General features: G+C 65.2%; 22 protein-coding genes. 13 read left to right on the top strand and 9 right to left on the bottom strand.

Annotated features, from left to right (window positions below; all coding sequences use genetic code 11):
• Window positions 1-115 precede the first annotated feature (115 nt).
• Both VL52_RS01535 and VL52_RS01530 read left to right on the top strand, forming a co-directional pair.
• Window positions 116-1,432, top strand: coding sequence for an NAD(P)/FAD-dependent oxidoreductase (locus tag VL52_RS01535; RefSeq protein ID WP_046155412.1), 1,317 nt, complete (start codon window positions 116-118; stop codon window positions 1,430-1,432).
• A 259-nt stretch (window positions 1,433-1,691) separates the two neighbouring features.
• Complete coding sequence (locus VL52_RS01530) at window positions 1,692-3,005, top strand: MFS transporter (RefSeq protein ID WP_046155411.1); 1,314 nt, start codon at window positions 1,692-1,694, stop codon at window positions 3,003-3,005.
• On the opposite strand, the gene VL52_RS01525 is transcribed toward VL52_RS01530, so the two are convergent.
• Entirely contained in the window at window positions 3,002-3,370 is a 369-nt protein-coding gene (locus tag VL52_RS01525; protein WP_046155410.1) for an Mth938-like domain-containing protein, read from the bottom strand. The genes VL52_RS01530 and VL52_RS01525 overlap by 4 nt on opposite strands.
• A 235-nt stretch (window positions 3,371-3,605) precedes the next feature.
• On the opposite strand from VL52_RS01525, the gene VL52_RS01520 reads away from it, so the two are divergent.
• The 4 genes from VL52_RS01520 to thrC all read left to right on the top strand — a co-directional run bounded on the left by VL52_RS01520 (window position 3,606) and on the right by thrC (window position 7,998).
• Entirely contained in the window at window positions 3,606-4,838 is a 1,233-nt protein-coding gene (locus VL52_RS01520) for a pyridoxal phosphate-dependent aminotransferase (protein WP_046155468.1), read from the top strand.
• Window positions 4,839-4,953: 115 nt separating this feature from the next.
• A complete protein-coding gene (locus VL52_RS01515; protein WP_046155409.1) occupies window positions 4,954-6,264 on the top strand; it encodes a homoserine dehydrogenase in 1,311 nt (436 codons plus the stop codon).
• Window positions 6,257-6,589: a hypothetical protein gene (locus VL52_RS01510; RefSeq protein ID WP_046155408.1), complete on the top strand. Its 333-nt coding sequence runs from the start codon at window positions 6,257-6,259 to the stop codon at window positions 6,587-6,589. The genes VL52_RS01515 and VL52_RS01510 overlap by 8 nt, the downstream gene beginning before the upstream one ends.
• Complete coding sequence (thrC, locus tag VL52_RS01505; protein ID WP_046155407.1) at window positions 6,589-7,998, top strand: threonine synthase; 1,410 nt, start codon at window positions 6,589-6,591, stop codon at window positions 7,996-7,998. The genes VL52_RS01510 and thrC overlap by 1 nt, the downstream gene beginning before the upstream one ends.
• Before the next feature lie 68 nt (window positions 7,999-8,066).
• Here the strand turns inward: thrC and VL52_RS25620 are convergent, their stop codons facing one another.
• A complete protein-coding gene (locus VL52_RS25620) occupies window positions 8,067-10,157 on the bottom strand; it encodes an autotransporter outer membrane beta-barrel domain-containing protein (RefSeq protein ID WP_326980813.1) in 2,091 nt (696 codons plus the stop codon).
• A 180-nt stretch (window positions 10,158-10,337) separates the two neighbouring features.
• Here VL52_RS25620 and flgA point away from each other — a divergent pair, with 180 nt between their 5' ends.
• From flgA to VL52_RS01470, 6 genes are all read left to right on the top strand, one after another.
• Entirely contained in the window at window positions 10,338-11,015 is a 678-nt protein-coding gene (gene flgA / locus VL52_RS01495; protein WP_046155405.1) for a flagellar basal body P-ring formation chaperone FlgA, read from the top strand.
• 89 nt (window positions 11,016-11,104) lie between these two features.
• On the top strand, window positions 11,105-11,404 hold the full coding sequence (gene flgM, locus VL52_RS01490) for a flagellar biosynthesis anti-sigma factor FlgM (protein WP_021475492.1): 300 nt from the start codon (window positions 11,105-11,107) through the stop codon (window positions 11,402-11,404).
• Window positions 11,405-11,438: 34 nt separating this feature from the next.
• Complete coding sequence (locus tag VL52_RS01485; RefSeq protein ID WP_046155404.1) at window positions 11,439-11,903, top strand: flagella synthesis protein FlgN; 465 nt, start codon at window positions 11,439-11,441, stop codon at window positions 11,901-11,903.
• Window positions 11,904-12,046: 143 nt separating this feature from the next.
• A complete protein-coding gene (locus VL52_RS01480) occupies window positions 12,047-12,967 on the top strand; it encodes a CobD/CbiB family protein (protein WP_046155403.1) in 921 nt (306 codons plus the stop codon).
• A 179-nt stretch (window positions 12,968-13,146) separates the two neighbouring features.
• Entirely contained in the window at window positions 13,147-14,520 is a 1,374-nt protein-coding gene (locus tag VL52_RS01475; protein WP_046155402.1) for a DEAD/DEAH box helicase, read from the top strand.
• Between the two features lie 107 nt (window positions 14,521-14,627).
• Window positions 14,628-14,906: a hypothetical protein gene (locus VL52_RS01470; protein ID WP_144410140.1), complete on the top strand. Its 279-nt coding sequence runs from the start codon at window positions 14,628-14,630 to the stop codon at window positions 14,904-14,906.
• A gap of 64 nt (window positions 14,907-14,970) precedes the next feature.
• On the opposite strand, the gene VL52_RS01465 is transcribed toward VL52_RS01470, so the two are convergent.
• From VL52_RS01465 to VL52_RS01455, 3 genes are all read right to left on the bottom strand, one after another.
• The gene (locus VL52_RS01465; protein WP_046155400.1) at window positions 14,971-15,252 is read right to left on the bottom strand and encodes a hypothetical protein; all 282 of its coding nucleotides are present in this window, start codon (window positions 15,250-15,252) and stop codon (window positions 14,971-14,973) included.
• A gap of 104 nt (window positions 15,253-15,356) precedes the next feature.
• A complete protein-coding gene (locus VL52_RS01460) occupies window positions 15,357-16,295 on the bottom strand; it encodes a cation diffusion facilitator family transporter (protein WP_046155399.1) in 939 nt (312 codons plus the stop codon).
• A gap of 191 nt (window positions 16,296-16,486) precedes the next feature.
• Window positions 16,487-16,741 carry a hypothetical protein gene (locus VL52_RS01455; RefSeq protein WP_046155398.1) on the bottom strand — a complete coding sequence of 85 codons (255 nt, stop codon included), beginning with the start codon at window positions 16,739-16,741 and terminating at the stop codon, window positions 16,487-16,489.
• Window positions 16,742-16,848: 107 nt separating this feature from the next.
• On the opposite strand from VL52_RS01455, the gene VL52_RS01450 reads away from it, so the two are divergent.
• Window positions 16,849-17,838 carry a serine/threonine protein kinase gene (locus VL52_RS01450; RefSeq protein WP_046155397.1) on the top strand — a complete coding sequence of 330 codons (990 nt, stop codon included), beginning with the start codon at window positions 16,849-16,851 and terminating at the stop codon, window positions 17,836-17,838.
• Between the two features lie 4 nt (window positions 17,839-17,842).
• Here VL52_RS01450 and VL52_RS01445 read toward each other — a convergent pair whose 3' ends face one another.
• From VL52_RS01445 to VL52_RS25165, 4 genes are read right to left on the bottom strand one after another with little or no spacing between them, the layout of a single operon-like run.
• The gene (locus VL52_RS01445) at window positions 17,843-19,036 is read right to left on the bottom strand and encodes an EAL domain-containing response regulator (protein ID WP_046155396.1); all 1,194 of its coding nucleotides are present in this window, start codon (window positions 19,034-19,036) and stop codon (window positions 17,843-17,845) included.
• Between the two features lie 19 nt (window positions 19,037-19,055).
• The gene (locus VL52_RS01440; protein WP_046155395.1) at window positions 19,056-20,129 is read right to left on the bottom strand and encodes a protein-glutamate methylesterase/protein-glutamine glutaminase; all 1,074 of its coding nucleotides are present in this window, start codon (window positions 20,127-20,129) and stop codon (window positions 19,056-19,058) included.
• On the bottom strand, window positions 20,126-20,755 hold the full coding sequence (locus tag VL52_RS01435; RefSeq protein ID WP_231153066.1) for a chemotaxis protein CheD: 630 nt from the start codon (window positions 20,753-20,755) through the stop codon (window positions 20,126-20,128). The genes VL52_RS01440 and VL52_RS01435 overlap by 4 nt, the downstream gene beginning before the upstream one ends.
• Window positions 20,756-20,780: 25 nt before the next feature.
• Window positions 20,781-22,400 (bottom strand): methyl-accepting chemotaxis protein, encoded by a 1,620-nt coding sequence (locus VL52_RS25165; RefSeq protein ID WP_046155394.1) that lies wholly within the window; start codon window positions 22,398-22,400, stop codon window positions 20,781-20,783.
• Window positions 22,401-22,410 lie beyond the last annotated feature (10 nt).

Genomic DNA, 22,410 nt, shown 5'->3' with positions numbered 1-22,410 from the left:
GCCAGGCTATCGGCATGAAGTTTCCATGGCATGGTGCTAATTTTCTCCGGACGCCGCTGGCGGGACGAAAAATGCGGTAATCTTGGCAAAAAATACCACTCATCAGGAGCTGCTTATGTTAAGCCGCAACGCGGCCGTGCCGCGCATCGTCATCGTCGGGGGCGGAGCCGGGGGGCTGGAGCTGGCCACCCGGCTGGGACGCACGCTGGGCGCGCGCCATCGCGCGCAGGTCGTGCTGGTGGACGGCTCGCCCACCCATATCTGGAAACCGTTGCTGCATGAAGTGGCTACCGGCGCGCTTAACACCGGCGAGGACGAGGTCAACTACTTCGCCCATGGCTACCGCAACGGCTACGATTTCGAGTTCGGCTTCATGCAGGGCCTGGACCAGAAGCGCCGCACCATCCGCCTGTCGGCGATACCCGGCAGCGACGGCCAGCTGCTGAGCCCCGAGCGTGAGATCGGCTACGACTGGCTGGTGATCGCCGTCGGCGCCGAGGCCAACGATTTCGGCACGCCGGGCGTTGCCGAGCACGCGATGTTCCTGAATACCCCAAACGACGCCGAGAAGCTGCGCCACCGCGTGCTGGAGCAGGCTTTCCGCGCCAGCAGCGGCGAAGCCCCGGCGCGCGCGCTGTCCATCGCCATCGTCGGCGGCGGCGCCACCGGCGTGGAGCTGGCGGCGGAGCTCAACCACACCATGTGCGAGCTGCACCACTACGGCGCGCGCTTGCAGCCGGAACGGGTGAGAATCAGCGTGATCGAAGGCGCGGACCGCATCCTGGCCGCCGCGCCGCCGTCCTTGTCGGCCTATGCCGAGGAGCAGCTCGCCGGCAAGCACATTCAGGTGCTGACCGGCAGCCGGGTGGCGGCGGTGGAGGCGGACGGCGTCGCCTTGGCCGATGGCCGCAAGGTGGAGGCCGACATCACGGTGTGGGCGGCGGGCGTCAAGGCGCCGAGCTGGCTGGCCGGCCTGGACGGACTGGAAACCAACCGCGTCAACCAGCTGGTGGTGGATACCCGGCTGCATTGCGCCGGCGGCGACTGCGTCTACGCGATGGGCGACTGCGCGGCCGCGCCGGACGGCGACAGCGGCCGCATGCTGGCCGCCACCGCCCAGGTGGCTCACCAGCAGGCGCGCTATCTGGCCGACGAGCTGGCGCGCAGGCTGGAAGACAAGCCGGCGCGGCCGTTCGCCTTCAAGCCGCAGGGCATGATGGTGTCGCTGGGCAAGCACACCGCGGTGGGCAGCCTGGCGGCGGTGGTGGGCCCGAAGCGCGACTACCACGTGGAAGGCCGCGGCGCGAAGCTGATCTACGCGTCGCTGTACCGGATGCACCAGGCGGCCGTGCATGGCTGGGCGCTGGCGATTCTGCTGTTCATTGGCGACAAGCTGCGCCGCGCGGCGCGGCCGGCGTTGAAGCTGCACTGAGGCTGATCTGGGGGGGGGGGGCGGAGCCCGTCTGCATCGATGCCGTTCGCCTATTTGGCGAGCGGCATTTTCTTTGGCGACAAAGCAGTGGACGTTTGCCGGTTTTGGCGTTCGTGTAGATGGCTGATGGGCGACCATACCCCCTTCGGCACGCGCCGGCAAAAAATAGCATCCGCTTGAATGTGTGCTGCGCCGCAACTTGACCCATTGCCGCCTTTCTTCGATGCTGTTTTGACATTCGCATATCGAAGGGGTGGGCATGGAGTTGGGCAAGTGGCTGGATGAGCGGCCGTTGGGCGGATTTCAGCACCGGCTGTTGGTCTTGGGCGGGCTTTGCATGATTCTGGACGGCTTCGACGTGCAGGCGATGGGTTATGTCGCGCCGGCCCTGCTGGAGGATTGGGGCATCGCCAAATCGGCGCTGGGGCCGGTGTTCGCCGCCGGGCTGTTCGGGCTGCTGCTGGGCGCGCTGTTGTTCGGCGCCTTGTCCGATCTGGTCGGCCGCCGGCCGGTCTTGCTGACCTGCACGCTGATGTTCGCCTCGGGCATGCTGGCGACGGCTGCGGCGCAGACCTTGCCGCAGCTGATCGTTCTGCGCTTTCTCACCGGCCTGGGCTTGGGCGGCATCATGCCCAACGCGATGGCGCTGGCCGGCGAGTATAGTCCGGCGCGGCGGCGCGCCAGCCTGATGATGATCATTTCCTGCGGCTTCACCGCCGGCGCGCTGCTGGGCGGCTTGCTGGCGGCGTGGCTGATTCCGGCGCACGGCTGGCGGGCGGTGTTCGTGTTCGGCGGCGTCGCGCCGCTGCTGCTGTGGCTGCCGATGCTGCGCGGACTGCCGGAATCGGCGCGCTTTCTGCTGCTGCGCGGCCGCGCGCCCCAGGCCCTGTTCTGGCTGCGGCGGATGGAGCCGGGCCTGCCGGCGGATTGCCGGCCGTGGCTGGCGGAGACGCCGTTGGCCGGGAACTCGGTGGCCGCGCTGTTTGGCGGCGGCTTGGCCCGGCGAACGCTGCTGCTGTGGCTGCTGAGTTTCCTCAACCTGATCGTGCTGTATTTCCTGTCCAACTGGATGCCGTCGCTGCTGCGGGCGCAGGGTTTGGAGATGCGCGACGCGCTGCTGGCCGGCAGCATGCTGCAGTTGGGCGGCGTGGCCGGCACGCTGCTGTTGGGGTGGTGGATAGACCGCGGCGGGTTCCAACGCGCGTTGCCGCCTTGCTTTCTGTTGGCCGCGCTCGGCCTGTGGCTGCTGGGGCAGGTGGAGGGGCAGGCCTTGTGGCTGTATGCGCTGTTGTTCTGCGTCGGCTTCTTCATCATCGGCGGCCAGCCGGCGGTCAACGCGCTGGCGGCCAGCGCCTATCCCACCGGACTGAGAGCCACCGGCGTCGGCTGGAGCCTGGGCATCGGCCGCGTCGGCTCGGTGTTGGGGCCGTGGCTGGGCGGCGTGCTGATCGGCCTGGCCTGGAGCCAGGCGGCGCTGTTCGCCTTGCTGGCGCTGGTGTCGCTGGCTTCGGCCGCGGTGGTGTGGGCCTACCACCGGGACGGCGGCGGGCCGCGAAAGCGCGCGGCGCTTTAAATCGCCAGCAGCGCGGCGACCACGCGGCGGTCTTCGGCCAGCAGGATGTTGAAGGTGCGGCAGACGGCCTGGGTGTCCATGCATTCCACGCCGATGCGGGCCTGGGTCAACGCCGCGTACAGCCGGGGATGGACGAAGCGCTGGGCGGCGCCGGAGCCGAACAGCACCACTTCGGGCCGGTAGGCCAGCAGTGCCTCGAAGTGTTCGGCGGCGAGGCTGGCGAAATCCGGCGCGGACCAGGCCGCCACCTCGTCGGCGCTGACGATCAGGTTGCCGTCGCGGCGCTCGGCGTTGATCAGCACGTGGCCTTCGCCGTAGCCGGTGAACAGGTTTTTGCCTTGTCCCAGCGACTGATGCATTTTCATCGGAATGGCTCCATGGGCGTGTGTTGGTGGCGCGGCGGGCGGGCCGCGCGGCGGCGCTGTGCAGCGCACCAAAGATTGGGATAGGATTATACCCAGACCCGGGGCCGGCGCGACCACGCGCGAAGCGTGGTTTCCAGTCGGCCGGACAATGACAAGAGATCCCATGAAACAACCACACCGCCAGCGCAAGACCGTTCCGTCCGGCGGGCGGCCCGAAACGGAAACCGCCGCCGCCATGCAGCCAGTACACAAATCGCAGAAACTCGCCAACGTCTGTTACGACATCCGCGGTCCGGTGCTCGAACACGCGAAGAAGATGGAGGACGAGGGCCATCGCATCATCAAGCTGAACATCGGCAACCCGGCGCCGTTCGGCTTCTTCGCGCCTGACGAGTTGATCGAGGATGTGATCGCCAATCTGCCGGCGGCGTCCGGCTATTCCGATTCCAAGGGATTGTTCGCCGCGCGCAAGGCCATCATGCACTACGCGCAGCAGAAGCATCTGCCGAATGTGGCGATGGACGACATCATCGTCGGCAACGGCGTGTCCGAGCTGATCGTGATGGCGATGCAGGCATTGCTGGACAACGGCGACGAAGTGCTGGTGCCGGCGCCGGACTATCCGCTGTGGACCGCCGCGGTGAGCCTGGCAGGCGGCCGCGCGGTGCACTATGTCTGCGACGAGGAGCAGGGCTGGTTCCCCAGCATCGACGACATCCGCGCCAAGATCACGCCGTCCACCCGCGCCATCGTCATCATCAACCCCAACAATCCGACCGGCGCGGTGTATCCGCCCGAGCTGCTGCAGCAGATCGTCGAAGTGGCGCGCCAGCATCAGCTGATCATCTACGCCGACGAGATCTACGACAAGGTGCTGTACGACGAGGTCAAGCACACCTCGATCGCGTCCCTGGCGCCGGATCTGTTCGTGGTGACCTTCAACGGCCTGTCGAAGAACTACCGCGCCTGCGGCTACCGCGCAGGCTGGATGATCCTGTCCGGCGAGAAGAAGCACGCCAAGGACTACATCGAGGGCCTGAACATGCTGGCCTCGATGCGGCTGTGCGCCAACGTGCCGTCGCAGCACGCGATCCAGACCGCGCTGGGCGGCTACCAGAGCATAGACGATCTGGTGGCGCCTGGCGGACGCCTGGCGCGCCAGCGCGATCTGGCGCACAAGTTGCTGACCGAGATTCCGGGCGTGTCCTGCACCAAGCCGCAGGGCGCGCTGTACCTGTTCCCCAAGCTCGATCCCAAGGTGTATCCGATCGCCGACGACCAGCAGTTCATCCTGGAACTGCTGCAGCAGGAGAAGGTGCTGCTGGTGCAGGGCAGCGGCTTCAACTGGATTGCGCCCGATCACTTCCGCGTGGTATTCCTTCCCAACTCGGACGATCTGATCGAGGCCATCGGCCGCGTCGCGCGCTTCCTGGAAAGCTACCGCAAGCGTCACGGCGCCGCCGAGTAAGCGTTTGACCTAGGGCGGCGGACAGTCCTCCGCCGCCTGAGGACTGTCTGGACAGGCTCGGCCTGTCCAGACGGCCTTCGGCCGGAATAAAACCAGGGACTGAATGGAGATGTGCATGAAACCGATCAATATCGGCCTGCTGGGCGTGGGCACCGTAGGCGGCGGCACCGCCACCGTGCTGAAACGGAACGCCGGCGAAATCAGCCGCCGCGCCGGCCGCGAGATCCGCCTGTTGGTGGCCGCCAGCCGCGACGCGGCCAAGGCGCGCGCCGCGCTGGGGCCGGAGGTGTCTGTGGTGGACGACGCGCATCAGGTCGTCGACAACCCCGAAGTGGACATCGTGGTCGAGCTGATCGGCGGCGACGCCATCGCCAAGGAACTGGTGCTGAAGGCCATCGCAAACGGCAAGCATGTGGTCACCGCCAACAAGAAGCTGCTGGCGCTGCACGGCACCGAGATCTTCGCCCGCGCGCAGGAAAAAGGCGTGATGGTGGCGTTCGAAGCGGCGGTAGCGGGCGGCATCCCCATCATCAAGACCCTGCGCGAAGGCCTGGCGGCCAACCGCATCGAATGGATCGCCGGCATCATCAACGGCACCTCCAACTTCATCCTGACCGAGATGCGCGACAAAGGCGCGAGCTTCGCCGACGTGCTGGCCGAGGCGCAGAAGCTGGGCTACGCCGAGGCGGACCCCACATTCGACATCGAAGGCCACGATGCCGGCCACAAGCTGACCATCATGGCGGCGCTGGCCTTCGGCATCCCGATGCAGTTCGACCAGTGCTATCTGGAAGGCATCAGCAAGCTGGACGGCCGCGACATCCGCTACGCCGAGGAGCTGGGCTACCGCGTCAAGCTACTGGGCCTGACCCGCCGCACCGACAAGGGGGTGGAGCTGCGCGTGCATCCGACGCTGATCCCGGAAGGCCGGCTGATCGCCAACGTCAACGGCGTGATGAACGCGGTGCTGGTCAAGGGCGATGCGGTGGGCCCGACGCTGTACTACGGCGCCGGCGCCGGCGCGCTGCCGACCGCGTCCGCGGTGGTGGCCGACATCGTCGACGTCACCCGCCTGTTGACCTCGGACCCGGAACACCGCGTGCCGCATCTGGCCTTCCAGCCGGACCAGTTGCAGGATCTGCCCATCCTGCCGATCGCTGAGGTGACCAGCTCCTACTACTTGCGGATCGGGGCGATCGATCGCGCCGGCGTGCTGGCCAATATCACCCGCCTGTTGGCGGAGAACGGCATCTCGATCGAGGCGCTGATCCAGAAGGGCTCGATCAGCGCCGGCACGGCCGAAGTGGTGATCCTGACCCACCGGGTGCTGGAGAAGGCGATCAACCGCGCCATCGCCGGCATCGAGGCGCTGGACAGCGTCGACGGCAAAGTGGTGCGTTTGCGAATGGAAGAGTTGAATGACTAAGTTCTTGCAAGCCGGCCTGTGCGCCGCGCTGCTTTCCGGCATGGCCGCCGCGACGCCGCTCAGTTCCGGCCAGCATCAGTTGCTGCAGGGCTTCCTGATGCGAAGCTGCCTGAAGCGCACGCCGGCGTCCGACGGCGTCGGCCAGCCCGGCAACGAGCAGGTGCAGCGCTACTGCCAGTGCGCGAGCGAGAAGCTGGCCGGCACCTTCTCCGAGGAAGACGTGATGGGGGTGGTCACCGGCCAGATCAAAAAGGACGATCCGCGCGGCAAGCAGAGGCTGAAGGAAGCCTCCGCCGCCTGCGGCCAATACCTGGAACAACGTTGATGCGATATATCAGTACCCGCGGCGGCATGGCGCCGCTGCCGTTCTGCGAAACCGTGCTGATGGGCCTGGCGCCGGACGGCGGCCTGCTGCTGCCGGAGCGCTATCCCCGGATCGACCGCGCCACGCTGGACGCCTGGCGCGGCCTGGGCTACGCCGAGCTGGCGTTCGAGATCATCCGCCTGTTCGCCGACGACATCGCGGCGGACGACCTGAAAGGCATCGTCTCGCGCGCCTATCGCGCGGAAACGTTCGGCAGCGAGGCCATCACGCCGATCAAGCGCCTGCATGACGGCCTGGCGATCCTGGAGCTGTCCAATGGCCCGACGCTGGCGTTCAAGGACATGGCGATGCAGTTCCTCGGCCAGTTGTTCGAGTATGTGCTGGACCAGCGCGGCGAGACGCTGAACATTCTGGGCGCCACCTCCGGCGACACCGGCTCCGCCGCCGAATACGCGATGCGCGGCAAGCGCGGCATCAATGTGTTCATGCTGAGCCCGGACGGCAAGATGAGCGCCTTCCAGCGCGCGCAGATGTACAGCCTGCAGGATGAGAACATCCACAACATCGCCATCCAGGGCATGTTCGACGACTGCCAGGACATCGTGAAGGCGGTGCAGAACGACCACGCCTTCAAGGCGCGCCATAAGATAGGCACCGTCAACTCGATCAACTGGGCCCGGGTCGTCGCCCAGGTGGTGTATTACTTCAACGGCTATTTCCGCGCGACCGCCGGCAACGACGAGAAAGTCAGCTTCTGCGTGCCGTCCGGCAACTTCGGCAACGTCTGCGCCGGCCACGTGGCGCGCAGCATGGGCCTGCCGGTGGAGCGCCTGATCGTCGCCACCAACGAGAACGACGTGTTGGACGAATTCTTCAAGAGCGGCCGCTACGCGCCGCGCGGCAGCGAGCGCACCTACGTCACCTCCAGCCCGTCGATGGACATCTCCAAGGCGTCCAACTTCGAGCGCTTCGTGTTCGATCTGGTCGGCCGCGACGGGGCGAAAGTGAAGCAATTGTGGGTAGAAGTGGACGCCGGCGGCGGCTTTCAGCTGGATGCGGAAGCGATGGGGCGCGTGCGCGACGTGTTCGGCTTCGTCTCCGGCAAGAGCGCGCACGCCGACCGCATCGCGACCATCCGCCAGGTGGATGCCGAGGACGGCGTGGTGGTGGACACCCATACCGCCGACGGCATCAAGGTGGCGCGCGAACTGCGCCGCGGCGGCGAGAACGTGGTGTGCCTGGAAACCGCGCTGCCAGCCAAGTTCGCCGAGACCATACGCGAGGCGCTGGACCGCGATCCGCCGCGTCCGGCCGGGTTCGAGGCGCTGGAATCGCTGCCGCAGCGGGTGGTGACGCTGCCGGCGGACGCCGGCCAGGTGAAGGCGCTGATCGAGAAGACGTTGGGCTGATCCAAGCCCGGCGCTCAGGCAAAAAAAACAGGCTCCCGAGGGAGCCTGTTTCGTTTTGAGCAAAACGATCAGAACGACATGGCGACGCCGATGTTGCCGCCGGTCTGGTTGCCGCCGTTCTTGCCGCTGGTGGCGGTCAGTTGGCCGAAGGCGGTGATGGTCTTGTTGAAGTTGGCGCTGACGCCGGCGGTCCATTCCACCCAGTTGGCGTCCGGCTTGCCCAGATTGGTGGTCCAGTCGCCGACGGTGGTGGCGAGGCCGGCGGTCACGTTGCGGTCGTCCTGCTTGAACTCGTGGGCGAGGCTGACCTTGGCGTAGGGGCTGAACCTGCCGACGTCTGCGTCCAGCTGCCAGCCGACGCGGCCCACCAGCGAGCTGACGTTCTGGCTGGAGAAGTTCATGCTGCTGCTGTTGCCGCCTTGTTCGGCGAAACCGGCGACCTTGGCGTAGGCGTAGTCCAGGCCGACTACCGGCCCGGTGGTGACGCCCCGGTACTGCATCCGATAGCCGCCGGCGGCGCGCAGGCCGAACTGGGTGGCGCGGGTCTTGCCGTCGATGCCCACCGTTGTCGGCCCCAGGGTCACGTTGCGGTGGGTGTCGAGATCGCCGGAGCCGAGGTGCAGGTCGCCGTCCACCCAGAACTTGTCCTGGTTGTAGCTGGCGAAGCCGCTCATCAGCGTGGTGCGGTCGTTGATGCTGCCCGGCGTGCCGACGCTGTCGACATCAGTCTTGCCCTGCTGGCGTGACATCGCCAGGCCGACACTCAGCGCTGGTGTCGCCTGGAAGTCCAGACCCACCGTGTACAGCTGGCCTTTGGGCTTGGCCGACAGGCCGCCGTAGCTGGCCTTGTCGGCGCTGAAGGCGCCGTCCGCGAAGGCGCTGACCGTGCCGACCGCGCGCTTCTGCGAGCGGATGGCCTGGTAGCGGGCGTCCAGCGCGCCGCCGAGCTGGCGGGCGTTGTTCAGCGACGATTCCGGGATGGCGGCGGCGAAGTAGGGGGCCTGAGTTAAACCATAATAGTAATCCCCGACTATTTTATAGGCAGTAGGGGTCGGATGCAGTGCATCGGTGAATAGATAGATCAGTCCAGGTGTTGTTTTTGTATTTTGATAGCAATAAATTGCGGATTGAGGGCAGGCCGAGCCAGATGTATTGGTAATGCCATACGCTTGGGGGTTGGCCAGGATTTCCTTAAACAGCGTATTGATGTCGGCTCGAATGATATTGTGTTGCAAGCCTGCGGAAACTAAGCCGTTATCTACCAATTGGTTGTAACCACCCGACAATTGCTGCAGCAAGTTTTGGGTCAGCAAGTTGGTTTGGTTAAAGGTTCCAGCAGGCTGGCCCAATGTGGATGCTGCGGCATTCAAGGCCTGAGTAATAAGTGTGCTGGAGTTTGTGGTTTGTCCTGCGCTGAGGACGCTCCATGCAGATTGCCAAGCATTCTGAAGATTGCTTCCGCTGAGGCCTGCGGCCTGGAGAGTAGCGAGAACTGCCAGCGGCGCAGCGGAGATATCTGGCAAATTGGGGGCCAGAACTAGGTTTGCACCTGCGACGCGTAAGGCCCCGATTGATTGGATCGTAGCGGTGGCCGAGGTCGTGAGATATGTTGTCCCAGCGGTCGTCGCAGCGGCATTGCCCGCAGCTGCCGCTGCAGTTTGGCTGGCGCCTCCTGTCAGGGCGTTGATGTAAGCAGTCTGATAGGCGGAGCCTGCTTTTGTCGCTGCGGCGATTACATCATTTCCGCCAATCCATACCGAGTAGATTGCATTTGGGTCGGCTTTGCCGCCAGTTTGCGCCAAGTAGGTTTGTACTTGACCTTGCAAGTCAGCGACGTTGATGGCGTCTGCAGTTGGGGTGTCCGTGATATCGCTGGGTTCGCGGGTGGCCGGGCTGGCTGCTTGGGCTTGGGCTCCGCCTTGCGCATAGTTGTTCCCGCTGCTGCTTGTGTGAGCAGCATTGGCGGGATTGTTGGCGCTGACCGTCAAACCATAATGACCTGCAAAAACTTGAGACCAGTTGGTGCCTGTGTTGACCCCCAAGGTCCAGCGCGCGTTTACGGGCAGGCCCCCTAGTCCGCCAAAGGCACCTGTGTCAGTTAGGCTGTCGCCGAAAAAATAGAAATTGCTGTAAGCATGGGCGGCTGCGGGCAGAGCCATCGCGGTGGCCAGGGCGAGTGTGGTCAAGCGGTTGCGCATCATGTTCCTCTTTTCGTTCGGGGTGTTGTCTGCTGTTATTTAGTGTCAAGAGTCTAAGCTCTAATCAAACGATTATTCGAATATGACGACCGTTTGTCAATCGCCGTCGCGCCGGGAGGGAGCATCGGTTAAAATGCCGACATGCGAAGACTAATCATCGGCCTGTGCTGGCTGCTTGCCGCTGGCCTCGCCTGGGGCGGCGGAACGCAGGATCTGGCGCAGCTGGAGCGTCTGGCGAATCTGTTTCTGAAGCGCGAGCTGGAAATGCGCGCCGCCACATGGACGCTGGGGCAGCTGGACCGCCGGTTGGCGGTGCCGGCTTGCAAGGCGCCGAAAGCGGATTGGGCGACGCCGGGCGTGACCACCGGATCCACTTTCGTGGCGGTGTCCTGCCAGGAGCTGGGCTGGTCCTTCCGCATTCCGGTGAGGATCAATGAAAAGCGGCTGGGCGTGGTGCTGAACCGCGCGATGGCGGCTGGCGAGACCATCGGCGGCGACGATGTGCGGGTGGTGGACATCAGCAATCCCGCCTTGGCCAGCAATGTGCTGACCGACGCCAGCCAGGCGGTGGGGCAGGTGCTGCGGACCGGCGCGCCGGCCGGCGTCTGGCTGCGCAACTTCATGGTGCGCGCGCCGTATCTTGTGCGCAGCAACCAAAGGGTGAAGGTCCTGGCGCAGGGCGATGGCTTCAGCGCCGAAGCCGAAGGCACGGCGCTGGCCAACGCGGCCCAGGGCGAGCAGATCAGCGTGCGGCTGAGCACCGGACGGGTGGTTCGGGGCGCGGTCCAGGCGGACGGCAGCGTGGCCGTGGTTTTCTAGACTGGGGAATCTCGCAGAAAATAGTTCAAGAGATTGTTTTTTCGGTCGATAATAGGATCAGTTGAGTTTAGCTACGGGAAGGTCAGGCCATGAAGATCGACAATTCGGGCAAGCTGTCGGGCACTTACAGCACCCAGAGCAAGCCGTCGCCCCGTGCTTCCTCCAGTTCCAGCAGCAGCGCGAGCGCTGGCGACGACAGCGTGAAGATCGATTCGCTGGCTAGCAAGCTGAGCGCCATCGGAAACGATCCCAGCACCCAGCAGCCGTCGTTTGACGCGGCCAAGGTGGATCAGATCAAGTCTGCGATCGCCAACGGCAGTTTCAACATCAATGCAGACAAGATCGCGGATGGCTTGATTTCCTCTGCCCGCGAGTTGTTGAATGGTTGAGGCCTAGGCCGGGACGGATAACGGAAGAAGCGATATGTCAGCCGTCGAGCAGTTCGTCAATTTTTGCCGGGACGAGACCGAAATCGTCGACCGGCTGGTCGACTTGCTGGAGCAGGAGCAAGCGCTGCTGATCCAGGGCGAGAGCCTGCCGCTGGAAGGGTTGGCGGATCGCAAGAGCGAGGTGCTCGATCTGCTTGCCGCGCAGTCGTCGCAGCGAGGGCGGCTGATGGAGTCGCTGGGCGTGCAGGACAAGGATACGCTGTACATCTGGCTGGCGGACAAGCCTGAAGCGTGCGTCGAGTGGACCCGGCTGGAGGACGCGGTGAACCGCGCGCAGAGCATCAATCAGCTGAATGCCGTTTTCGTCAACGAGCGTCTTGCGCTGGTTGAAGGGTCGCTGGATGTTTTGCGCAGCGCCGCCGCCGCGACGCTGGGCTATGGCCGAGACGGCCAGACGCCGGAACTGGTGACCGGACGCCGTTTGCTGGGGTCCGCCTGAGCCGTTTTTGCCGGAAAGATTTGCACGGGGCGCGAGAGGCGCCCCTTGTTGTTTCTGGCGCGGCCGCGATATCTCGGGTGGGCGCGCCCCTGCCTTTATGGTATCTTCCCCAGCGGTCCCGTGAAAACCGCTAACCAGAATCCATGACCCTGATTTCACTGATTCTTGCCCTGGCTTTGGAGCAATTGCGTCCGCTAGGCAATCGCAACCGGGTGTGGCTGCTGTTCACCCGCTACGCCAATCATCTCGAGCGCAACCTGAATGCCGGCGCCGAGCGCCATGGCGTGCTGGCGTGGCTTGCCGCCATCGTGCCGGCTCTGCTGTTGAGCCTGCTGCTGTTCTATTCGCTGAAGGCGATGAGCCCCGTTCTGGCACTGGCCTTCAATGTGCTGGTGTTGTACCTGACTATGGGCTTTCGCCATTTCTCCAGCGCCTTTTCCGAGATTTCCCAAGCGTTGGCCGAAGGGCGGGAATACGACGCCCGGGTGGCGCTGGCCAGTTGGACCGGACTGCCGACCGCTGAGTTGTCGGTGGAGGAGATTTCCCGCCTGGCGATAGAGCAGGGGGTAGTCGACAGCTATCGCCACGTGTTCGGCACGATGTTCTGGTTCGTGGTGCTGCCGGGACCGTCCGGTGCCTTGTTGTACCGCTTGTGTTCTATGCTGAATCAGAAGTGGGGCAGCCGGAATGCCGACGAAGATCCGTTCGGCCTGTTCGCCGCCCGCTTCGCGGCCTGGCTGGATTGGATTCCGGTGCGCCTGACCGCGGTTTCGTTCGCGATCATGGGCGATTTCGAGGATGCGATCTACTGCTGGCGTTCTCAGGCGCGGACCTGGGGCAACTACGCCAACGGCATTCTGCTGGCGTCCGCCGCCGGCGCGCTGGGCGTCAAGCTGGGGGACCCGCTGCGCCAGGACTATTCGGTGAAATACCGGCCGGAACTGGGCCTGGGTGATGAAGCCGATCCCAGCTTCTTGAAAAGCGCGGTTGGCTTGGTGTGGCGTTCCGCCTTGCTGTGGCTGGCCGTGACGCTGCTGATCAGCGTGGTCAGCCATATGGGTTGATCTGGAGTCGCCGCCTGAGGGCGGCGCGTTTCTGTCTGCCGCCGGTTTAGAGCGGCCAGCATGGCAAGCGCCCGAAGCCGAGCGTTGCCTTATGAGTCTGGCAGCTGTTATTGATGAACATCGGGGCGCGTTGGCGCGAAAGGCGCAACGTGCCCTTACGTATTGCAGGAGTGTGTTGAATGTTGTTTTCCGAACTCGGCTTGTCGCCGGAAATCCTGCGCGCCATCGACGAGCAGGGCTATAGCCAGCCGACGCCGATCCAGGAGAAGGCGATTCCCCTGGTGCTGTCCGGCCGCGATCTGCTGGCCGCTGCCCAGACCGGCACCGGCAAGACCGCAGCCTTCATGTTGCCGATCCTGGAGAGGCTGAAGAAGTTCGCCAATACCAGCGTGTCGCCGGCGATGCATCCAATCCGCGCGCTGGTGCTGTCGCCGACCCGCGAGCTGGCCGACCAGATCGGCGTCAATGTGCAGAGCTATACCAAATATCTGCCGTTGCGCGCCACCACCGTCTATGGCGGCGTCAATATGGACCCGCAGACTCAGGAACTGCGCCGCGGCGTGGAAGTCCTGATCGCGACGCCGGGCCGCCTGCTGGACCACATCCAGCAGAAGACCGTGCAGCTGAACAAGGTGGAAGTGCTGGTGCTGGACGAAGCCGACCGCATGCTGGACATGGGTTTCATCCAGGATATCCGCAAGATCATGGGCATGTTGCCGAAGGAACGCCAGACGCTGCTGTTCTCCGCGACCTTCGCGCCGGAAATCAAGCGCCTGGCCGCCGATTTCATGCATACGCCGCAGACTGTGGAAGTCGCGCGCCAGAACGCCACCAACGAGCAGGTCGAGCAACTGGTGTTCAAGGTGGACAATTTCAAGAAGCGCCAGGTGCTGGCCCACTTGATCCGTTCGCGCGAGATGAGCCAGGTGATCGTGTTCTGCAAGACCAAGATCAGCGCCGACCAGCTGGCGCGCGATCTGAAGCGCGACGGCCTGGATGCCGAAGCCATCCATGGCGACAAGACCCAAGGCACGCGCCTGGAGACGCTGGCCGCCTTCAAGGAAGGCAAGCTGCGCGTGCTGGTGGCCACCGACGTCGCCGCGCGCGGCCTGGACATTTCCGAGCTGCCTTATGTGGTGAACTTCGAGATGCCCAATTCGCCGGAGGACTACGTGCACCGCATCGGCCGCACCGGTCGCGCCGGCGCCAAGGGCGTGGCGATTTCGCTGATGGGGCCGGAGGAGACGCGCCAGCATGAGGCGATCGAGAAACTGACCAAGCAGACCTTGACGCCGCAGAGCGTCGATGGTTTCGGATTGTCCAGTCAGCAGCGGCCGAAACCGATGCTGACGCCGATGCGTGAACCGATGCGCGAACCGATGCGTGAATCGATGCGTGAATCGTCGCGCGATCTGTCGCCGACGCCGGTGTTGTCGGCTGGCAAGGGCGAAGGGCTGAAGCAAGCCCGCCCGGGCCGCCGCAACCGCAAGGAAAAGCGCGAGGTGCCGGCCTTGCTGCTGCCGCCGCGCTACAAAGTCGAAATCATCCGTTAATGGCTGTTAACGAAACCCCGCTGCGGCGGGGTTTTGTTTTGGCGGCGGTTCCGGCGAAATGGCGGTATGCTGGGAAAAGAAAACGGTTCTCCCTAGGGAGGAAGTCGATGACGAAGAACAGAAGGTGGATTTACGCCTGCGGCGCAGGCGGGATGCTGCTGGCCGCGGCTTGCCAGGCAGGAGCTGTGCCGGTGCCGACGGAGCAGCCGATGCCTCATGGCGGTGGCGGCGTGGTTCTGGGCCCGCCTTTTCAAGGGGGCAGCTCCGCGGCGGAGGCGGCGCGGCTGTACAGGCTGCGGGTTTTGGTGCACGAGGCCGCCATCCATTGCAACGATCCCAATTGTCCGATCTGCCATCCGCAGCGCCGTCAATCGGCGCCGCTTTGACGCGAGGCGCGAAAAACGCCGGCTGCGGGAGCGCTGCCGGCGTTTTTGTTTTCAGGATTGCGGTTCAGGCGTTGTCGCCGGGGCGCAAGGGCAGCGTAGCGATGTCGCGCACCGGCGTGCCGGCGTCGCGTTTGGCATCGGCGTGGCGGAATTGATCGCGCACTTCCTGCACCAGCAGGAAGGGCGTGTCAGCCGGCCAGGATTCGTTCCAGGTGGTGGCAATCATCGGCTCTGCCGACTGGGGTGGCGCGTGGTTGACGGCGTAGGTCTCGAATTGCCAGAGCAGGCTCAGCATCAGCAGCGTCGGCACGCCGCGGCGCCAGGCATGGAAAACAGGTGTGGTCATGGTGGGGATAGACCGTCCATCCAGGGTAAAGTTGCCTGACGGATTATATGGATGGAAATGAAAATGGAATAGTTTGCGGCCTGGGTGTCGCCTGAGGCCCTGGATCAGGCCATGCGGCCCAAGCCGCGCGGTTCTTCCAGCCCGGCCGGATCGATGTGGGTCATCACATCCAGAACCGGCAGCTCATTCAGCACGCGGCCGCGGGCGCGCTCGGTGATTTCATGGGCCTGGTAGACATTGATGCGGCCATCCACCTCCAGGTGCACGTCCACCAGGATCAGGTCGCCCATCTTGCGGGTGCGCAGGTCGTGGATGCCGACAATGCCGGGCGTGTCCAGCAAGGTGTCGCGTATGGCCGCGATGTCTTCCTCGCTGGCCGCGCGGTCCATCAGGTCGTGCAGCGCGTCCCAGGCGAAGTTCCAACCCATTTTGCCCACCAGCAGGCCGACCACCAGGGCCGCCACCGGGTCCAGTATCGGGTAGCCCATCAGATTGCCGGCCACGCCGGCGGCGACCACCAGCGAAGAGGCCGCGTCGGAGCGCGCGTGCCAGGCGTTGGCCACCAGCATGCTGGAGCGCACGCGCTGCGCCACCGCCAGCATGTAGCGGAACAGCGTTTCTTTGGCCAGCAGCGCCAGCGCGGCGATCCACAATGCCAGCGAGTGCACCGAAGGAATGTCTTCAGGATGCAGGAACTTGGCTGCCGCCGAGTACAGCATGCCGCCGCCGACGGCCAGCAGCAGCAGCCCGAGAACCAGCGACGCGGCGTTTTCGTAGCGCTGATGGCCGTAATGGTGGTCATCGTCCGGCTCCTTGCCGCTGTGCCGGCCGGCCAGCAGGACCACGAAGTCGGCGAACAGGTCGGACAATGAGTGCACGCCGTCTGCGATCAGCGCCGAGGAATGCGACCACGCGCCGGCCACGATCTGCAGCGTGGACAGCACGATGTTGACGGCGACGCTGACCAGCGTGCTGCGGCGAGCGGCCTGTCGGCGTTCGGCGTTGTCGGCTTCGTCGCGGGCAAAAGTGCGGGTTTGGCTCATGGTGATTCGCATCGGCTGATTATCTCGGTATTTTATAATTGTTTTCTCTATCGGTCATTAAATTTTGATTTATAAAGTAAATGATAATGAAAACGATAATGAGATGCAGAGACCATTAAGCAAGTATGGTCTAACCTCCTGAGGCCGGATGATGAGCGGGGAATGGCCGGAAGGCGGCGTTGATTGCGTTCCTAAAAACGCTGCGAAGCCAGGTAGAGCAGATAGGCCAGCGACAGCAGCACCAGCGTGCCGCTGAGCCAGCAGGCCAGCCATTCGAGCAGTTGCCACGGAGCGTGGCGGCGGGCGAGTGTCCATGCCCGCCGCCTGGCGGCGCGGTGGAACAACAATAGCCAGCCCTGAAGGGTGATGTCGGCCCAGCGTTCGACGCCGCGCCGCAGCTTGGCGCGGTCAGGATGGAGGCCGTGGGGCGGGAATAACAGTTTCATGGCTTGGCTCCGGGCCTGGAACCCACTCTCTTTGAAATTAGCAGATCAGGACCCGCCGCGCCGTTGAAACCCCGCGTCGCGGAGGCGACTGCCGCTATAATCCGCGGATGGACAACGCACACACTCCCCCATTCGCCGGCCTGACGCCGGATGCCATTCTCGATGCCGTGGAAAGCCTGGGCCTGCGCGCCAGCGGCAGCCTGCTGGCGCTCAACAGCTATGAAAACCGCGTCTACCAGGTGGGCCTGGACGACGAAGCGCCGTTGGTGGCCAAGTTCTACCGCCCGGCGCGCTGGAGCGACGAGGCCATTCTGGAGGAGCACGCGTTCTCCCTGCAACTGGCCGAGCGCGAGATTCCGGCGGTGCCGCCGCTGGTGTTCGATGGCCGCACCTTGCACAGCCATGGCGGCTTCCGCTTCGCGCTGTTCGCCCGGCGCGGCGGACGGGTGCCGGAGCTGGACCGGGACGAGACGCTGCAATGGGTCGGGCGCTTTCTGGGCCGCATCCACGCGGTGGGCCGGACCGAGGCCTATCGCCACCGTCCGACGCTGGACATCCGGAGCTTCGGCCGCGATTCGGTGGATTTCCTGCTGAATGGCCGCTTGTTGCCGCCGGAGCTGGAGGAGGTTTACCGCGGCGTGGCGGAGCAGGCGCTGCAGGGCGTGGCGCGCTGCTTCGAGTGGGCCGGCGCGGTGGCGCAGCTCAGGCTGCACGGCGACTGCCATGTCGGCAATCTGCTGTGGACCGACGCGGGGCCGCATTTCGTCGACTTCGACGACAGCCGCACCGGCCCGGCGGTGCAGGATCTGTGGATGCTGCTGTCCGGCGATCGGGCAGACCAGTCGCGCCAGCTGGGCGAGGTGTTGGCCGGCTATGAGGACTTCTGCGAATTCGACCAGCGCGAACTCAATTTGCTGGAGGCACTGCGCACCCTGCGGCTGATGCATTACAGCGCCTGGCTGGCGCGCCGCTGGCATGATCCGGCCTTCCCGGCGGCCTTTCCCTGGTTCGGCGCGCAGCGTTACTGGGAGGAGCAGATCCTGGCCTTGCGCGAGCAGATCGCGCTGATGGACGAGCCGCCGCTGTGGTCGTGCTGAGCGCTCAGCTCGCGGCGCCGGCGGTGGGCAGCACCGGCGGCTGCCGGGTCCATTCCAGGAAGGCGGCGGCGGGCAGCGGCCGGGCGAAGTAATAGCCCTGGCCCAGCTGGCAGCCGCGTTCCGACATCAGCCGGTAGTCTTCCGCGGTTTCTATGCCTTCGGCGACCGTGGACAGCTGCAGCCGGCGGGCCATTTCGATGATGCTGTTGAAGACGGCTTGAAGGTGGGGCTTGTCTGAGATGCCGGTGACCAGGGACTGGTCGATTTTCAGCTCGGTGAAGGGGAAGCGGGTCAGCTGCTGCAGGGTGGCGAAACCGGTGCCGAAATCGTCGATCGACAGGCCCAGTCCCGCCAGCCGCAATCGGACCGCGCAGCCTATCGCCTGCGCCAGGTTGTCGACGATGGCGGTTTCCGTCACCTCGAATATGATGAAACGCGGCGGCACGTGGCTGCCGCGCACATAGCACTCGATCTCGTCCACCAGATCGTCGCCGCGCAGCGACAGCGCGGACAGGTTGACCGACAGCGGCAGCCGCAGGCCATGGCGCGCCCATTCCTGCCATTGCGTCAGACCCTGGCGCAGCATCAGCATGGTCAGCTCGGTGGCCCAGCCGCTTTCCTCTATCACCGGGATGAAGCGGCTGGGCGGGATCAGTCCCTGGTCGGGATGCTGCCAGCGCGCCAGCATCTCGGCGCCCTTGACCCTGCCGTCGGCCAGATTCACCTTGGGCTGGTAGTAGGGGATGATCTGGCCTTTCTCCAGCGCGACGCGGACTTCGTCCGCGGCTAGCTGAGAATCGTCGGACCGCTCTGCCTTGGGCGTCCAGACGCGGTGCATCAGGTCGAGCAGGGCGGGCAGCTGCAGCGGCTTTTGCAGGCAGCCCAGCACCGGCAGGCCCAGCTCGCGGCCCATCAGCTCCACGGTGGAGATCAGCAGGTAATCCTTGCCCGAGGTGATGATGACGGGCGGGCTCAGGCCGGAGCGGGCCATCTCCTGCATCACTTGCACGCCGTCCTGTTTGGGCATTTCCAGGTCCAGCAGCAGCAGGTCGGGCATCTGCACCCGCATCAGGGTCAGGCCGCGCTCGCCGTCCGGCGCCTCCCGCACGCTGGCGATGCCGAGTTGGCGGCAGAGGTCCGTCGCGTGCTGGCGTTGCACCCGGCTGTCGTCGATGATCAGGATGTCGTGGATGTCCATGCGTCGGGATTCGTCCTGTTCAGCGGCAGATGGCTTTGGCAATCAGTTCCAGCGACATCACCTCGTCGGCGGCCCCCAGTTTGATCGCTTCCTTGGGCATGCCGAACACCACGCAGCTTTCTTCGTCCTGGGCGATGGTCTTGGCGCCGCAATCGTGCATTTCCTTCAGCCCCTTGGCGCCGTCGTCCCCCATGCCGGTCATGATGATGCCCAGCGCGTTCTTGCCGGCGAACTTGGCGGCGGAGCGGAACAGCACGTCGACCGATGGCTTGTGGCGGCTCACCAGCGGGCCGTCCACCACTTCCACCTGGTAATAGGCGCCGCTGCGCTTGACCATCATGTGCTTGCCGCCGGGGGCGATCAGCGCGCGGCCGGGCAGGATGCGGTCGCCGTTGTCGGCTTCCTTCACCTCGATCTGGGACAAGCTGTTCAGCCGGTCGGCGAAGGAGCGGGTGAATTTTTCCGGCATGTGCTGGACGATGGCCAGGCCGGGGCAGGTCCGCGGCAACTGGGTCAGCACCGCCTCCAGCGCCTGGGTGCCGCCGGTGGAGGTGCCGATGGCGATGATGCGCTCGGTGGTGGCGAACACATTGCTGCCGGTGGGGGCGGACAGGATGGCGTCGGCCGACAGCTTGGGACGGGTTTCCAGCGGGTTGCCGCCGTTGGCCGACGGCATCACCCGCACCCGGTTCATCCGCGCGGCGGCGGCGCAGCGCACCGCCATCACCAGCTCGTGCGAGCTCTCCTCGAGAAAGCCCTTGACGCCGGAGACCGGCTTGGCGATGACCTCCACCGCGCCGGCGGCCATCGCCTGCATGCTGATGTCGGTGCCTTTCTGCGTCAGCGACGAACAGATCACTACCGGCGTCGGCCGGCTGGCCATCAGCTGCTTCAGGAAGGTGATGCCGTCCATTCGCGGCATCTCCACGTCCAGCACGATCACGTCCGGCCAGTGCGCCTTCATCTTGTCCATCGCCATATAGGGGTCGTTGGCGACGTCCATCACCTCGATGCCGTTGGCGGCGGTGAAAACCTGGCTCAACACCTGGCGGACTACGGCGGAATCGTCGACGATCAAAACCTTGATGCTCATTTGCGCGTCCTCGTGTTGGGAGCCTGCTCCAGCTCGGCTTCTTGCGATTGCTTGATCCAGACGTTGCCGCTGGAGACGTCGAACAGCACCAGGCGCGGGCAGTTGCCGCCCAGGTCCTCGGCCAGCAGCTTCAGGCCGAGCTGCTTCACCATCGAACGCGCCTGCTGAATATTGCGGGAGGGCACGTCGTGGCTGAGCTTGCGTTCCCGGCTCAGCAGCATCGAAGCGCCGCCTATCAGCCTGGCCTGGAATTCCAGCAGCGGCAGGCCGGTGGCCAGGATCTCGCGCAGCAGCAGCAGCATCGCTTCGTCGCCGTAGCGGCCGGACAGCGATTCGCCGCGGTGGGGCGTGCGCTGGGCGAGCAGGTAGTGGCACATGCCGCCGACCCTGGCTTGCGGGTGCCACAGCGTGATCGACACGCAGGAGCCCAGCAGGGTGCGGATGCGGGTCTGGCTGTCGCCGAAATGCCAGTCGCCCGGATGCAGGAATACCGCCTCGCCCGCCGGCTCTGCGGTCGGAGAGGGGGGCGAGCGAGGATCGGCGGGAGCCGCCGGACGCGCCGGCGGAGTGTGCGGCATGGTGCTGGCCTTCCAGGTGCGCGGCTTTGCAGCCGTTGGTGTCGTCATGGTTTCAATCTAGTACAGCGCGTTGTCAGAAGCGGAACATGTCTTCCAGTTCGTTGGCCTCCCCGGCGAGGGGGCGCGCGCCCGTCATCGGCGCCGCGGCCGGGAGCGCGCGGCGCGGCAGGTCTCGCGCCGCCGCGGGGCCCAGTTTGAAGAAGGCCATCGCCTGCTGCAGCCGCTCGGCCTGGTGGCTCATTTCCTCCGCGGTGGAGGCCAGTTGTTCGCTGGCGGCCGCGTTTTGTTGGGTCGCGTGGTTCAGATGCTGGACCGCGTGGCTGATCTGGCCGATGCCGCCGGCCTGTTCCCGGGTGGCGGCGGCGATCTCCTGCACCAAGTCCGCGGTGCGGCCGCTGGAGCGCACGATTTCCTTCAGCAGCTTGCCGGCTTGTTCGGAAACGGTGACGCTGCGCTCGGCCAGCTCGCCGATTTCCTGGGCGGCCACCTGGCTGCGCTCGGCCAGCTTGCGCACTTCGGCGGCCACCACGGCGAAACCCGCGCCGTGCTTGCCGGCGCGCGCGGCCTCGATGGCGGCGTTCAGCGCCAAGAGATTGGTCTGGTAGGCGATGTCGTCGATGATGCCGATCTTTTCGGCGATCTGCCGCATCGCCGCCACCGTCTGCAGCACCGCCTCGCCGCCTTCGGTGGCCTCGGCGGAGGCTTTTTCCGCGATGGCTTCTGTGGTGCGGGAGTTGTCGCTGGTCTGGTTGATCGACGCCGACACCTGCTCGATCGAGGCCGAGCTCTGCTGCAGGCCGGCGGCCGAGGTGCTGGCGCCCTGGGACAGCGCCATCGCCGTCGAGCTGACTTGCTGCGCGGCGCAGGCGATGCCGTCCGAGCTGTTCTTGACTTCGGCGATGATGGCGAGCAGTTGCCGGCACATCTGCTGCACCGAGTCGGACAGGCTGCCGGCCGGCGCGGGCGGCATTTCGACGTCCAGCCGGCCGATCGCCACCTCGCCGGCGATTCGCGCCACCTCGTGCGGCTCGCCGCCCAGTCCGCGGATCAGCTGGCGGTAGATCATGACCAGCGATCCGACCAGCAGCACCAGCACCAGCACGCTGACCGCCGCCACGGCGGCGAAGGTTTGCGCGGTGATGCGCTGCGCTTCGCCCTCCATCCGCGCCTGCCGGTCCATGGTCTTGGCGATCAGCGGCTGCATCGCCTGGTCGTTGCGGTCGTATTGCGCCGACAGGCGGTCGAACGACTGGTTGATCGCCAGCTGGTCATGGGATTCCAGCGCCGGCAGGTAGCGGCTGTCGATTTCCTGGAAGAAGGCGTCGGCCGATTGCCGCACCTGCTGCGTCAGCAGGTCGCGCAGTTCTTGCGGCAGTTCGCTGTTGCCCCATTTTTTCTGGCCGTCGTAGAAGATGGCGCGCTGTTTCTGCAGCTGGTTGGTCAATTGCTGGCGTATCGAGGGATCGTTGGTGTTGCGCAGCTGGTTGGCCAGCAGGAAGCTGGAGATCAGCTGCTGGGTGGGAGGATCCAGATCGTTGATGAAATCCTTGCCTATCACCACCTGGTGGTACATGGCTCCATTGATCATCACGGTGCGCAGGCCCTGCCAGGAGGTGAGGGTCAGCCCTCCCAGGCCCAGCAGCACGCAGGCGGCCAGCAGGATGAATTGCCGGCGGACGGTGAATGTTTTCATCTTGGTTCCA

Origin of the sequence: Chromobacterium vaccinii, from assembly GCF_000971335.1 — a bacterium.
In the GTDB taxonomy this organism is placed as follows: domain Bacteria; phylum Pseudomonadota; class Gammaproteobacteria; order Burkholderiales; family Chromobacteriaceae; genus Chromobacterium; species Chromobacterium vaccinii.
The sequence above is the reverse complement of the archived record's forward strand: the minus strand, read 5'-3'. Positions and strand labels throughout refer to the sequence as shown.